At 67.6% G+C, this 12145-nt stretch carries 18 protein-coding genes; all 18 read left to right on the plus strand.

The annotated features are described in order from the left end of the window. Nucleotides 1–6 precede the first annotated feature (6 nt). The 18 genes from DEH80_RS07985 to DEH80_RS08070 all read left to right on the plus strand — a co-directional run bounded on the left by DEH80_RS07985 (nucleotide 7) and on the right by DEH80_RS08070 (nucleotide 12047). Nucleotides 7–306, plus strand: a complete 300-nt coding sequence (locus DEH80_RS07985) for a putative holin (RefSeq protein ID WP_109719974.1) — start codon at nucleotides 7–9, stop codon at nucleotides 304–306. Continuing rightward, entirely contained in the window at nucleotides 307–1005 is a 699-nt protein-coding gene (locus DEH80_RS07990) for a transglycosylase SLT domain-containing protein (protein WP_109719975.1), read from the plus strand. Next, the gene (locus tag DEH80_RS07995; RefSeq protein WP_133249164.1) at nucleotides 1002–1397 is read left to right on the plus strand and encodes a hypothetical protein; all 396 of its coding nucleotides are present in this window, start codon (nucleotides 1002–1004) and stop codon (nucleotides 1395–1397) included. Before DEH80_RS07990 ends, DEH80_RS07995 begins: the two co-directional genes overlap by 4 nt. Beyond that, nucleotides 1394–1699, plus strand: coding sequence for a hypothetical protein (locus DEH80_RS08000; protein ID WP_109719977.1), 306 nt, complete (start codon nucleotides 1394–1396; stop codon nucleotides 1697–1699). Before DEH80_RS07995 ends, DEH80_RS08000 begins: the two co-directional genes overlap by 4 nt. Next, on the plus strand, nucleotides 1692–2087 hold the full coding sequence (locus DEH80_RS08005; protein WP_109719978.1) for a hypothetical protein: 396 nt from the start codon (nucleotides 1692–1694) through the stop codon (nucleotides 2085–2087). Before DEH80_RS08000 ends, DEH80_RS08005 begins: the two co-directional genes overlap by 8 nt. Next, a complete protein-coding gene (locus tag DEH80_RS08010; protein WP_109719979.1) occupies nucleotides 2080–2754 on the plus strand; it encodes a hypothetical protein in 675 nt (224 codons plus the stop codon). The genes DEH80_RS08005 and DEH80_RS08010 overlap by 8 nt, the downstream gene beginning before the upstream one ends. Beyond that, nucleotides 2751–3413: a hypothetical protein gene (locus DEH80_RS08015; protein WP_207774534.1), complete on the plus strand. Its 663-nt coding sequence runs from the start codon at nucleotides 2751–2753 to the stop codon at nucleotides 3411–3413. The genes DEH80_RS08010 and DEH80_RS08015 overlap by 4 nt, the downstream gene beginning before the upstream one ends. Then, nucleotides 3410–3967 (plus strand): sulfotransferase family protein, encoded by a 558-nt coding sequence (locus DEH80_RS08020; RefSeq protein ID WP_109719980.1) that lies wholly within the window; start codon nucleotides 3410–3412, stop codon nucleotides 3965–3967. The genes DEH80_RS08015 and DEH80_RS08020 overlap by 4 nt, the downstream gene beginning before the upstream one ends. Nucleotides 3968–4179: 212 nt before the next feature. Then, on the plus strand, nucleotides 4180–4635 hold the full coding sequence (locus DEH80_RS08025; RefSeq protein ID WP_133249165.1) for a hypothetical protein: 456 nt from the start codon (nucleotides 4180–4182) through the stop codon (nucleotides 4633–4635). A 31-nt stretch (nucleotides 4636–4666) separates the two neighbouring features. After that, nucleotides 4667–4891 carry a hypothetical protein gene (locus DEH80_RS08030; RefSeq protein ID WP_133249166.1) on the plus strand — a complete coding sequence of 75 codons (225 nt, stop codon included), beginning with the start codon at nucleotides 4667–4669 and terminating at the stop codon, nucleotides 4889–4891. After that, complete coding sequence (locus tag DEH80_RS08035; RefSeq protein ID WP_109719983.1) at nucleotides 4888–6543, plus strand: phage portal protein; 1656 nt, start codon at nucleotides 4888–4890, stop codon at nucleotides 6541–6543. Before DEH80_RS08030 ends, DEH80_RS08035 begins: the two co-directional genes overlap by 4 nt. Continuing rightward, nucleotides 6540–8846, plus strand: a complete 2307-nt coding sequence (locus DEH80_RS08040) for a ClpP-like prohead protease/major capsid protein fusion protein (RefSeq protein WP_109719984.1) — start codon at nucleotides 6540–6542, stop codon at nucleotides 8844–8846. Before DEH80_RS08035 ends, DEH80_RS08040 begins: the two co-directional genes overlap by 4 nt. A gap of 59 nt (nucleotides 8847–8905) precedes the next feature. Then, the gene (locus DEH80_RS08045) at nucleotides 8906–9283 is read left to right on the plus strand and encodes a DUF2190 family protein (RefSeq protein ID WP_109719985.1); all 378 of its coding nucleotides are present in this window, start codon (nucleotides 8906–8908) and stop codon (nucleotides 9281–9283) included. 21 nt (nucleotides 9284–9304) lie between these two features. After that, complete coding sequence (locus DEH80_RS08050) at nucleotides 9305–9634, plus strand: head-tail joining protein (RefSeq protein WP_133249167.1); 330 nt, start codon at nucleotides 9305–9307, stop codon at nucleotides 9632–9634. Continuing rightward, nucleotides 9634–10278 carry a hypothetical protein gene (locus DEH80_RS08055; RefSeq protein WP_109719987.1) on the plus strand — a complete coding sequence of 215 codons (645 nt, stop codon included), beginning with the start codon at nucleotides 9634–9636 and terminating at the stop codon, nucleotides 10276–10278. The genes DEH80_RS08050 and DEH80_RS08055 overlap by 1 nt, the downstream gene beginning before the upstream one ends. After that, nucleotides 10275–10787 (plus strand): hypothetical protein, encoded by a 513-nt coding sequence (locus DEH80_RS08060; RefSeq protein WP_109719988.1) that lies wholly within the window; start codon nucleotides 10275–10277, stop codon nucleotides 10785–10787. Before DEH80_RS08055 ends, DEH80_RS08060 begins: the two co-directional genes overlap by 4 nt. Before the next feature lie 9 nt (nucleotides 10788–10796). Next, nucleotides 10797–11564: a phage tail tube protein gene (locus DEH80_RS08065; protein WP_109719989.1), complete on the plus strand. Its 768-nt coding sequence runs from the start codon at nucleotides 10797–10799 to the stop codon at nucleotides 11562–11564. A gap of 9 nt (nucleotides 11565–11573) precedes the next feature. Continuing rightward, nucleotides 11574–12047, plus strand: coding sequence for a hypothetical protein (locus tag DEH80_RS08070; protein ID WP_109719990.1), 474 nt, complete (start codon nucleotides 11574–11576; stop codon nucleotides 12045–12047). The last annotated feature ends 98 nt before the right edge of the window (nucleotides 12048–12145 follow it).

The raw sequence follows: 12145 nt of genomic DNA on the forward strand, positions 1-12145 counted from the left end.
GCCTGCATGTTTCCGAAACCGTTCCGACTCTGGCAGCTCATCGCAATCTCGTTGGTTCTGCTGGTGGTCGTGGCGCTAATCGCGCCGCACCAGGTCCCGCTCATGCTCTACAAGCTCTGCCTGGTCACGCTGGCGGGCTTCGTGGGTTACTGGCTGGATCGGCTGCTATTCCCGTATGCGCGCCCGCATCGGCTCATGCCGAGCTCCGGCGTGCACGGCGCCTGGCATGTCTTGGTTAGCGCCTGCATGGTGCGCCGGGCCCTCATCGTCGGCGCGGCCATGCTCGCAGTCGCGATGGGGCTGTGAATGCCGGGTCGCAGCAGCCACTACGCACGGGGGGCAGGTCGGCCCTGGCGAGTTGCCAGCCTGGCCACCCTGGGAGTGATGTGGTTGCTGGCGCTGATCGCGCCCAGTACTGCCTGTGCAGCCGAGCCGCTGCGTGCGGCGCAGGAACATCAGCGCACGCTTACCCGTGAGGCGCGCGCTGTTTGGGGGCTGGATGCCCCGGTCCCAGTCTTCGCGGCGCAGATCCACCAGGAATCGGCCTGGCGCTCCGATGCCGAGTCGCCCTACGCACAGGGCCTGGCGCAATTCACGCCGGCAACAGCGCAGTGGATCACGCAGATCTACGCGGAGTTGGGCGAGCCAGCTGTCTGGTCGCCGCACTGGGCGATGCGGGCACTGGTGCGCTACGACCGCCACATCTGGCAGCGGCAGGCCAGACCTGCAGCCACCGATTGCGACCGCTGGGGCTTCACGCTCTCTGGATACAACGGCGGTCCCGGATGGGTCACACGTGATCGCGCGACCTGTCGCGCCGCGCCGACATGCCCGCCATGCGATCCGCAGCGGTGGTGGTCTCATGTTGAGCGCACGCCCGACGCCCGGCGGGCGGGTTGGGCGGTCACAGAGAACCGCGACTACGTGCGCCGCGTCCTGCTGCGGCATCAAAGTCGATACCGCCATTGGGGGCCCGCCGTCGCATGTGGGGCGCCGGACACATGAGCTGGCTGGCGGCCCGTCTATCCGGCGCTGCGGCCCCGTACATGGCGGGCGCGGGCTTGTTGCTGGTGTTGCTGCTGTGCGGGGTGGCCGCCGTCCAGGGTTGGCAGTTGCATACCGCTCGCACGTCGTTAGCCCAAGCGGAGGCACAAGTTGCGCATGCGCAACGCAAGCATGCGCAGTGTGAGACCGAGGTCGTCCAGCGCGAGGCCGATATCGCGCAGCAGAACGCTCGCATCGACCAGCTGCAGGCGGAGGCTGCGGCGGCGGCCCAGCGAGCGGACGCACGCGCTGCGTCGGTCATGGCCGCTGAGCGCGCGCGTGTGCGTGCGATCCCCGCAGGGCATGGGCCGGCTGCGATGAATCGCTGGTTGCAGCAGGTGGTGGGCGAGTGACGCGCCTTGGCCTGCTTGCTGCCCTGTGCGCATGCACCGCCTGCACGCAGACCCTGCCGCCCCGAGTCATCACCCGGACCGTTGAGGTGAGGGTGCCGGTGGCCGTGGAGCGGGCAGCGCCGGCTGTGTTGCTGGCGCCCATCGCCCATCGCCCCCCGACGTTCATCGCCCCGACCGACCCGGCCGCCACCAGCGCCTTGTCGGCCGAGCAAGAAGGCGTGCTGCGTGATTGGATCGCCGAACTGATTGCCCGCGATCGCGCCTGGCGCGCTTGGGCGCGCGTCGAGACGCCCAATGGATGACCTCAATCGTCGATTGGACCGGCTCGAGACGCGGCTGGATCAAGACCTGCGCGAGCACCAGCAGGAGCAACGTGAACAGCGCGTGCTCTTGGAAGACGTGCGGCGCCAGCTGGTGGAGTTTGGCCATACGCGCGAAAGCCTGGGTCGGGCCTTTCGCCGCGTTGAAGCGCTGGAGACACGCGATCGCGAAGACGCAGAGGCCCGCATCGAACTGAGCGGCGCCATCAAGCAACTCACTACCACGCTCAACAAAATGGAGCGGCACATGGAAGAGCTGCCGGGGCTCAAGACCACCGTGAGCCACCACAACCGTGCGCTCTGGCTGCTCGCTGGGACGGTCCTGGCAGCGGTCTCGGCAGTCGTGATCAAGGTGTTCACGGGTGGCTGACCTCCACGCCCAGTTGCCGGACTCTCCGCTGCGGCTCCATGGCGGGCAGACCGCGTGGGTGGTTGCGCCGGGTCCGAGTGCTGCGACCGCGCTGCTCCATTGCCTGCCCCCACAAGCCACCATCGCAGTGGGTGGTGCGTTTGAGCTGGTGCCGGCCGCCGCCGCGATCTACGCCGCCGACATTGCCTGGTGGGATCACTACCACCCGCACGTGAGCGACCGCAGTTCGGCGCGCCGCTTTGCTGCGGGCCTGCGCAGCGTGTCACCTGCGGTCTACAAAGCACTTGGCCTGGAGCCGATCTGGGGCGTCCATCAGGCTGGACCCAGCCCGCAGCCCCACGCGTACATTCACTTTGGTGCGTCCGGAGGCGGCGCGAACAGCGGAGCGCAGGCCATCGAGATGGCCCGCTGCTGGGGCGCTCGCCGGATTGTGTTGGTCGGGTTCGACCTCTGCGACGTCGACGGCCAGCGTTATGGGTGCGAACGTCCGCCCCCGACGCTGTGGCGGGCCGATCCGCTCTGGGCGCGCAAGCAGGCAGTCGTTGATGCGCTCTGTCTCGGGTTGGCGGGGCAGGGCATCACCCTGATCAACACATCTCCCGTCAGTGTCATTGCGGGCACAACTCGCTCAGCATTGTGCGACGAGTTGGGGCGGGTGGCTGCATGACAGTGCAGGTCGTCACGGTGCTCCGCTCCGGCGGGGTGTACACGCCAGAGTACGTGCGGCGGTTGCAGGCAGGGCTGCAGGTCCATCTGCCGAACGTGCCATTCCGTTGCTTGTCTGATGACTCCTCAGTGCCTGGTTACTGCCCGCTGCAATCCGACTGGCCGGGCTGGTGGGCGAAGATGGAGTTGTTTCGCGCGGATCTGGCCGGCGACATCCTGTATCTGGACCTCGACACCGTGATCACCGGCAGCTTGGCGGACATGGCCGCAGTGGGCCGGCTGACCCTGCTGCGTGACTTCTACCACTACTTCGCGCGCGGACGCGCGAACGGCTACGGCTCCGGCCTGATGTATCTGCCGCACGCTTGCCGCGCAGAGGTGTGGAATCGATGGATCGCGGATCCGGACCGCTGGATGGCGGAGTGCGGGCAGTTCGGTGATCAACGTTTCCTCGAGGAGGTCTGGATGGGGCAGGCGGCCTGCTGGCAGGACCTACTACCGGGCCAGGTCGTCAGCTTCAAGGCGCATTGTCAGGGCGAGCGCCCGGCCAGCGCGCGCCTGGTCTGTTACCACGGCCAGCCGCGCCCGCATGAGACGGGCTGGGCGGCCAGCCACGCCGCGCGCTACACCGATCGCCTGCCGCCGGCGGATGCGGCGTGAGTCCAGGGCCGTACATTTTCGTCACCGGCGCCAGCCGAAGCGGCACGTCACTGACCACGGGGCTCATCGCCCATCACGGCGCGTGGGTCGGCCCCAGCCTGCGGGCGGATTGCAACAACCCGCGTGGCTATTTCGAGTCGCTGGCGCTCAAGGCACAGATGAAGAATCCGCGACCGGATTGGCCGCGCCGGCTGGCTGACTACATGGCCGCCAATGGCTACAGCGGCGGCCCGGCCGTGTTCAAGCTGGGGCCGGATGCCTGGCCGCTGGTCCAGCACCTCGACCCTGTCGTCGTGTTTTGCTGGCGGCCTGCTCAGGCGATCATGGCCAGCCGTGCCCGCGTGGGTTGGAACAGTACGCACTCCGCGCTGATCAATGCTTGGGACGGCATGCGCGCCATCCGGCAGCAAGCGCGCCAGGTTGTCGACGTCCACACCGATCAGCTCGTGCGTGACCCATCGCAGATCGCCCCGGTGCTAGGGGATGTCGCCGGTCTACGCTATGACCCACAAGTCGCCGCCCGCTTCATCGACCCGGCGCTATGGCGGGGATGAGCTTCGGCGCCGTCACCGGCACGGCGCATCGGGTACTGATTGTCGCCGGCGGGCCAAGTGCTCGCCCGCTTCGGGGCCGCTGTTTGCCGCCGTCCGTCCATGTGATTGCGGTCAACGGTGCTGCCGATTGGCTGCCGCGTTTCGACGCTTGGATCACAGTGGATCCGTCGGCGGCGAATCGGTCGCGCATGCGCAATCCCCGGCCTGTGTCAGTGAGGTACTACGCCTGCGTGCCGGACGACTACGGCCAGCCCACTGCGCGCTGCCTGGACCATCGCGCACCGCCTGAGCCCGGCATCACCTGGCTGCGGCGCCTCACTGGCTTCGGCCCGTGGGGCGCCCGGGCGGGCCTGAGTGCTGATCCGGCCGGCCTGCACACCGGTAACAGTGCCTATGCAGCGCTGGGTGTCGCGTATCTCATGCGGGCCTCGCGCATCGTGCTCGCAGGCGTGGACGGCAGCTCGGCAGCCCGGGTCGATGGCGGTCATCCGCGCGACCTGACCCATCTGCCCGCATTGTTTGCCAGCGCCACGGGGGAGCTGGCCCGAGCGGGCTGCGAAGTCGTCAACGCCAATCCGTTCAGTGCCGTGAGCTGCTTTCCCCGTCGCCCGCTCGATGAGGCGCTGGGCTGGCTGAGCGGCGCGCGAAAGTCTCACCTTCCCCTGTAAGTGAGACCGGCCGGTCATGGACAGTGCGGCCATGACCACTCTTGCTGACATCGACGCCGAGATCGCCCTGGTCAACGCCTCCATCGCGCGGACGCTGCAGGCCGTTGAAATGGGCAAAGGCAACCGTCGTGAGCGCCGCGAGGCGCTCGCGGAGCTGCGCGCGCACCGGCAGTACCTGCGGACGCAGCGTGCGCAGCTGCAGCGCGGCGGGGCGATCTCAGTACAGCTGGCCGACTTCAGCGGGCAGGGCACGTGAGCGAGTCTCGCAGCATCGTCTCCCGCGCCTTTGACGCCGCTGAGGCCGCTGCACTGCCCGTGCTCGACCGCGTGGGCAAGCTGGTGGATGCCGGCGTGCAAACCGTGGCGCCTGGTGCAGCGCTGGAGCGCGCCCGCAACCGCAAGGTGCTGGCGGCGGTGACCACGTCAGGCAGTGCCGCCTACGAAGGTGCACGGCCCAGCCGCAAGCGCAAGTTCCACTCCAACACGCAGAGCGGCGACGCGTTGTCGCGCACCTCAGCGGTGGCCCTGCGCAACCAGGCACGGCACCTGGAACGCAACAGCGACGTCGTGACCGGCGTCCTGGACAAGCTGGTGGATTTTTCGGTTGGCGCAAACGGCATCATGGTTGAGCCGATGCCGCGCGATCGCAACGGCGACATCCACAGTGATTTCGCCAAGCTCTTGCGCACCGAATGGGATCGCTGGAGTGAGCACCCGGAGGTCACCGGCCAGCATGATCGCGGCCAGGCCGAACGGCTTGCCCAGCGCACGCACTTTCGCGATGGCGAAGTGCTGGGTCAGCTCGTGCAAGGCCCCCGCAGTGATGGCCCGTATTTAGGTGATATTCCCCTGGCGGTCGAACTGCTGGAGCCGGATGTGCTCCCGCACGATTTCGACGACTTCGCCCAGAACATTCGGCAGGGTATCGCGCGCAACGACTGGGGCCGGCCCACGGCTTACCACGTGTATCGCGGCCATCCGGGCGACATGTGGAAGCTGGGCGATATTCGGACCAAGGAAGTCCCGGCCGCCAGCATGCTGCACCACGCGCATGTGACTCGCATTGGTCAGCTGCGCGGCATCTCCGCGCTGGCATCGGTCATCCCGCGCCTGCAGGACATTCACGAGTACGAGGACAGCGAGCGCCTGGCCAACAAGATGGCGGCCGACCTGGTGCTCAAGATCACGCGCGGCGCGCCTGAGATGTGGGGGAGCGGCGACGGCACGTCGACGTATGACCCGCTGGAGCCGCCGATCTTCCGCATGGATGGCGGCATGGTCGTCGCCAACACCGGCCCGGGCGAGGACGCCGAGTTCTTCAATTCCGGCCGGCCCAACAACCAGGCGGTGGACTGGGTCAACGGCATGCTGCGGCGTGTGTCCGGCGGCGTGGGGCTCACGTACTCCGCCGTAGCGCGCGACTACAACGGCACCTATTCGGCGCAGCGGCAGGAGCTGGTCGAGAACTGGCCGCATTACCACGCGCTGACCGGCCGGTTCGTGGCCCGCTGGACGCGTCCGCAGTACCAGGCGTTCGTCCGCTGGGTGGCGCTGGTGTACGGCGTACCCGCCGATCTGGACTTGAGCACGCTGGCCGATGCCATGTACCTCGGCCCGCCCATGCCCTGGATTGATCCGGAGCGCGAGGCCAACGCCAAGGTGATCATGATGCAGGCCTGCCTCACCAGCGCCGCCCGCGTGCAGCGCGAGCTGGGCCGCAGCTGGGAGGACGAGTACCAGCAGATCAAGCGCGAGATCGACGCGCGCCAGGCGATGGGCATCACCAGCTCAGCCGACCTGCCGCAGGCCGCCGTCACCCAGGCGGCGCCGACCCAATCCGAACCCACTCCCGACGACGGCCAGGCCCGCACGCGTGGCCAGGCCGGGCACCTGAAGGCAGTGAAATGAAACTCAAGATCCAGGCGCGCACACTCCGCCCCAAAGCCGCCGGCGGCCCAGATGGCGAGCTGCTCATCTACGGCGACATCGGGGAAACCTGGTGGGGCACCTACGTCGACGCCAACAGTGTCAACGAGCAGCTCACCGGCCTGAGCGCCACGCATCTGCTGGTGCGGATTAACAGCGGTGGCGGATCCGTCACCGATGGCATCGCCATCCTGAACATTATCCGCGGGCTGGGTATTCGCGTGACGGTCCGCATCGAGGGCATCGCCGCCAGCATCGCCAGCGTGATCGCCATGGCGGGCGACACCGTGCAGGCCTACGCCAACACCACCTTCATGGTGCATCTGCCCTGGTCGCTGGTGGCGGGTAACGCCGTGGAGCTGCGGGAGTTTGCCGACGTGCTCGACACGTTTGGCGAATCCATTGCCCAGAGCTACGCCCGCAAGACCGGTCGCACCGCCGACGAGGAGTTGGCCCGCATTAGCGACGGCAAGGACCACTGGTACAGCGCCACCCAGGCGCGTGATGAAGGCTACGTCGACGAGGTGCTCGACGAGCTGGAGCTGGCCGACGACGACGCGTCGGCCCAGTTCGCTCCGGCCATCGAGGCCATGACCCGTTATCGCACGGCGCCGCAAGCCATCGCGGCGTCTGTGCATCCCCATGTGGCGCGCGCCCTGCGCACCGCGGCGGCCGGCACCGCGCCGACCGCACCCGCTCAACCAACCCCTGCGGCGAGCGCCGCACACCCCGAGGAGTGCAACATGAAGTGGACAGCCATTGCCCAGGCGCTCGGCCTCACCGTGAAAGCCGACGCCACCGAAACCCAGGTCCGCGAGCAGGTGTGTCAGCACCTCAAGCTCGATGCCAGCGTCGGCGACGACGCCGTGATGGCCGCGGTGCTCAAAGCCCAGGCCGGCGTTGCGCCTGCGCAACCCGCACCCGCCGAGCCGCAGCCGGCGGAGCCGACGCGCGCTGAGCAGATCAATCAGATCTTCGCGTTCGCCGCCGAGGCTCGCCCCGATGATGCGCAGCTCACCCAGCTGCGGGCGGCGGCACACATCGGCAACGAAGACCTCGCCACTGTGCGCACACAGCTGCTGGCCTACATGGAGCAACACCCGGTCTCGGCCAGCTCGGTCGGCGGGCGGTACGTGGCGGCCGAGGCCGGCGAGGATGAGCGTGACAAGCGCATCAACGCGGCGGGCGACTACCTGGTGCACCGCTCCGGCGTCACGTCGCATGGTGGTGAGGAGGCCAAGCGCATTCGCCAGGCCATGAACGGCAACCCGTTCCGCGGGCATAGCTACTCCGACATCGCCCGCTCGGTGCTTGAGGACAATGGCATCAACTGCCGAGGCATGGGGCGTATCGAAGTGGTCGAGGCGGCCATTCGTGCAGCCGCCACGCATACCACCAGCGATTTCCCCCACATCTTCGAGAACGCCTTGCACAAAACGCTCGTGCTCGGCGGTCAGGCTGTCAATCCGACGTGGCGTCGGTTCTGCCGCACAGGTTCCATCGCGGACTTCCGCGAGCACCCACGCTATCGCGCGGGCTCGTTCTCGAGTCTTGAGGCCGTAAACGAGGCGGGCGAGTACCCGCACGGCACCATCGCCGACGCCGAGCGCGAGTCGATCACCGGTCGCAGCAAGGGCAAGCGCCTGAGCATCACGCGCGACATGCTCATCAACGATGACATGGGCGTCTTCTCGAACATCGCCTTCCTGCTGGGGCAGGCGGCCGAGCGCTCCATCGAGATCGATGTCTACGCCCTGTTCGCACTCAACAGCGGCAATGGCCCGACGCTGGGCGATGGCAAGGCCATGTTCCATGCCGATCACAACAACATTGCCGCCGTGGCCGCAGCGCCGAGCGTGGAGGCAATTGAGGCTGCCCGCGTGCTGATGGGTAACCAGCAGGACGTCGGTGGCAACGACTTCCTGGACATTCGGCCGGACCTCTGGCTGGGGCCACTGTCGCTGGGCGGCACCGCCCGTGTGGTCAACAACTCCGAGTACGACCCGGATGCGACCAACAAGCTCCAGCGCGTCAACAAGGTTCGTGGCCTGTTCTCCGACGTGGTCGATACGCCCCGGCTCACGGGCACGCCCTGGTACATGCTCGCCAGCCCGGCGATCGAGCCAGTCTTCGAGGTCGCCTTCCTGGACGGCATCGAGGAAACGCAGCTCGCAATGGAGGAAAAGTTCTCCACCGCCGGCATGGAGTGGCGCGTGATCCGCGACTACGCGGTCGGAGGCGTCGGCTACCGCGGCATCGTCAAGAACGCGGGCGCGTCGTCCTAACCGGCGGCGCTACCCACTGCACCTGATCGCGCATACGGATCCAACGAGAGGACAAGAACATGCGGAACTTTGTGAAAGAGGGCTACGACCTCGACTACCCGAACCCGGACGGCGCGGCCGCGTTGTCGGCCGGCGACCCCCTGCGCTATGGCGACAACCTGGTGGCCGTGGCCCTGGTCGACATCGCCGCCGGCGTCACGGGCTCGGTCGTTACCGAGGGCGTCGTCACCCTGACCAAGCTGGGCGCGGACGCCATGGAAATCGGCGACCGCGTATTCCTGGACCACGCCAACAAGCGTGTGCAGCTCGCGACGGGCAGTGACGGCGGCTCGCCCGATCTGGCGTTCGTGTGCGCAGGCGTGGTGGTCGAGGCGGCTGCCGGCAGCGGCACGACAACCGTCAAGGTCAAGCTGAACGTCAGTCAGCCCACCGCCTAAGCGGTCACCGGAGCGCAGATCATGGGGTTCGACGCACGGGCTACGGAGATGACGGGCCGCCTGTTCGCCGCTTTCGGCGATCCGGCGAGCCTGACCGTGCCCGGCGGCGAACCCCTCTCTGTGACCGCTGAGCTGAACGAGGACGCGAACGCCGAGACCGTGCCGGGCCTGCCGCGTAGTGCCATGCGCGAGCGACTGCCGATGATCAATTTGCAGAAGACCGAGGTCGAGCAGGCGCCGCCGCGTGGTACGCGTATCGACTTCACCGATCTTGGCCGCGCGTTTGTCGTGGACTCGCTCCAGGAGTCCACCGACGACGAGTGGATCGTCGCCGCGCGTGAGGTGAGTTGATGGACGTGCGCCTGGCATTCGAGGGCGAACGCGCGGTGCTGAGCGCGCTGGCGACGTCCGAGCGCTACGCCCGTGCCGGCCTGCGCCGTGCTGCCAATCGTGCGGCGTCGCGGTTGCGCACGCGCGCCGTCAAAGGCATCACCGGCGAATGGCACCTCAAGGCCAGCTACGTGCGAGGCCGTTTGCATGTGGGTCAGGCGGCTGGCGGCCATGCGAATGCCTACGTGCGGGCCCGGCGGCGCGCCACACTCACCGCCCGGTTTCCCCACCGGCAGGTGTACCGCACACGCAAAGGCCGTCGAATCAAGGCGGGCGTGAGCGTTCGCATTCGCCGCGGTCGTGGCCCCCAGCGCATCTACAGCGGTTTTCTCGTGCCGCTGAAGCGAGGCAACCAATCGGCGGGTTCGCTGGGTCAGGCCATTGCGGTGCGTACGTCCGTGTTGCGCCGGCTGGGCAAGCGCATCGATGCCGGGTCAGTCGGTGGATCCGGGGCCCGGCAATACCAGGTGCTGCACACCACCAGCGTGTTGGAGATGTTCCGCGAGCAAGTCGAGCGTGGTGAGGTGCTGACCGATGTACAGCGCTATTTCCTCGAGCAGGTGGACAAGGAAATGCAGCGCGCGATCGCGAGGGCCACGGCATGAGCGCTGTACCGCGCGAGGAGCGCTGCCTGCGCGAAATCATCCGCAGGCTGCAACAGATCACCCCGGCCAACGGCTATCTGACCAATGCCGGCGCATCCGTCGCGCTGGACCCGCCGGATAGCCACGGCGATCGCGGCCCGTACCCGCGCATCGAGGTGCTCACGGCCGACACCGTTCCGGCTGCCGAATGGAGCCGCAGCCACGGGATGGTTGAGCTGCCGGTCGCAATCGCGGGGTTCGATGAAATCCCCGACACGCTGACCGAATCCACCGATCCGATCGATGTCGCCATGGCTGCCCGTATCGCCGCCGGCAATGTCTGGCTGGACATCATGCGCGCGCTGTTCACCGAGCCCGGCGCCTACGACGACGATCTGGCCGGCAACGCCCGCCGTTTTGCCTACGCCAGCCACGCCATTCATCCCCACGACGACGGCGGGCGCATCGCCGCCGCGATCATCGATACGACCGTGCAGTACGTGCTGCACGCCTCGGACCCGAGCCAATAGGAGAGCACCATGTCATTCCAGAAACGCACGTATGTCGGCAAGGGCCGCATCTATATCGGGCCGGTGGACGGCTCTGCTGCGCTGGCCTTCATCGGCAACGTGAGCGAGCTGACTTTCCAGCACAACGAGAACAAGGTGGGCGTGCCGGACTTCACGCGCTCGGGCGGTGGCGAGTATGACTCGCTGCGCCGCATTGATAGCGTGGAGCTGTCGATGGCCAAGTGGGACATCCTGCTGCCCGCCAACCTGGCGCGTGCGACGCGGGGCGCGGCCAGCGCCAACACCAGCACTACGGCGATCTCTGGTGAGGCGCATACGTTTTATCCCGGCGGTCTGGTGCCGTTTGCACGCATCCCGAACCCTGACTCGACGGTCACGGTGACGGATGCCGCCTCGCCGGCGGAAGGCGCCTATGTGGAGGGCACCGACTACGAGCGCACCAAGAGCGGCATCGTGGGGCTGGACGGCTCGAGCAAGACGCCTGGCTCAGCCATCACGGTGAGCTACACGCCGCTGGCCGAGGATGTGGTGGAGGCCCTGGTGCAGTCCGGCATGACCTATCGCCTGTTCTTCGAGGGTCTTAACGAGGCGGACAGCGACCGGCCGGTGCTGATCGACGTGCATCGCTTCAAGCCGGGTGTCGCCCAGTCCCTGGGCTGGATCGGCGCGGAGTTCATGCAGGCGCAGACAGCAGGGGATGTGCTGGCGGATGCCAGCATCACCACCGAGGGGCTGAGCCGGTTCTACAAGGTTCGCTACCAGCAGCCGTCTGCGTAAGTCCGGGCGATGACTGAGACATCCACCCAGCGCGCGGCGATCGAAGGCGATCGGCGAGAGCGCGTCGTTCATATCGACGGCGGGCCGATTGTTGTTCGCCCAGTGCGCGTCGGCGATCTGCCTGAGTTCCTGCGCCGGGGCGAAGGTCTGTTTAAGGCCGTGTTCAACGAGCAGTCGGAGGCGGACTGGGTGGAGCTGATCGTGGCCCACCTGCACGACGCGACAGGGTGGGTGTCGCTGGGATCCGGCGTGCCACGCGAGCGGCTGGAGAAGCTCCCGGCGGATGACGCCTTTGCGCTGACGCAGGCCGTGGTCGAGGTGAACCTGGATTTTTTCGCCGGCCGGGTCGCGAGGGCGGTCAACGTCCTGGTGGCCCGACTGGCGACAGCCCTATCAGCGACCTCTGCACCTGGCTCGACGACGCCTGCACCCGGCTCCTCGCCGGCGGCCACAGCCGAGCCGACATTGCCGGGTACTCACTGACGGAGTTACAGGCATGGGATCAGGCCGCGCAGCGTGCCGAGCGGGAGCGGATCAAAGCCATGGCGCTGGCGTTTCGCATCGGCGCCTGGGCGGGCGAT

Source organism: Abyssibacter profundi, assembly GCF_003151135.1.
GTDB lineage: Bacteria > Pseudomonadota > Gammaproteobacteria > Nevskiales > OUC007 > Abyssibacter > Abyssibacter profundi.

What these genes read in the sequence shown, in the direction of transcription:
- DEH80_RS08055 (WP_109719987.1), top strand. Translation starts at nt 9,634, where the DNA reads ATGGACGTGCGCCTGGCATTCGAGGGCGAACGCGCGGTGCTGAGCGCG.
- DEH80_RS08015 (WP_207774534.1), top strand. Translation starts at nt 2,751, where the DNA reads ATGACAGTGCAGGTCGTCACGGTGCTCCGCTCCGGCGGGGTGTACACG.
- DEH80_RS08040 (WP_109719984.1), top strand. Translation starts at nt 6,540, where the DNA reads ATGAAACTCAAGATCCAGGCGCGCACACTCCGCCCCAAAGCCGCCGGC.
- DEH80_RS08050 (WP_133249167.1), top strand. Translation starts at nt 9,305, where the DNA reads ATGGGGTTCGACGCACGGGCTACGGAGATGACGGGCCGCCTGTTCGCC.
- DEH80_RS07985 (WP_109719974.1), top strand. Translation starts at nt 7, where the DNA reads ATGTTTCCGAAACCGTTCCGACTCTGGCAGCTCATCGCAATCTCGTTG.
- DEH80_RS08070 (WP_109719990.1), top strand. Translation starts at nt 11,574, where the DNA reads ATGACTGAGACATCCACCCAGCGCGCGGCGATCGAAGGCGATCGGCGA.
- DEH80_RS07995 (WP_133249164.1), top strand. Translation starts at nt 1,002, where the DNA reads ATGAGCTGGCTGGCGGCCCGTCTATCCGGCGCTGCGGCCCCGTACATG.
- DEH80_RS07990 (WP_109719975.1), top strand. Translation starts at nt 307, where the DNA reads ATGCCGGGTCGCAGCAGCCACTACGCACGGGGGGCAGGTCGGCCCTGG.
- DEH80_RS08030 (WP_133249166.1), top strand. Translation starts at nt 4,667, where the DNA reads ATGACCACTCTTGCTGACATCGACGCCGAGATCGCCCTGGTCAACGCC.
- DEH80_RS08045 (WP_109719985.1), top strand. Translation starts at nt 8,906, where the DNA reads ATGCGGAACTTTGTGAAAGAGGGCTACGACCTCGACTACCCGAACCCG.
- DEH80_RS08060 (WP_109719988.1), top strand. Translation starts at nt 10,275, where the DNA reads ATGAGCGCTGTACCGCGCGAGGAGCGCTGCCTGCGCGAAATCATCCGC.
- DEH80_RS08005 (WP_109719978.1), top strand. Translation starts at nt 1,692, where the DNA reads ATGGATGACCTCAATCGTCGATTGGACCGGCTCGAGACGCGGCTGGAT.
- DEH80_RS08065 (WP_109719989.1), top strand. Translation starts at nt 10,797, where the DNA reads ATGTCATTCCAGAAACGCACGTATGTCGGCAAGGGCCGCATCTATATC.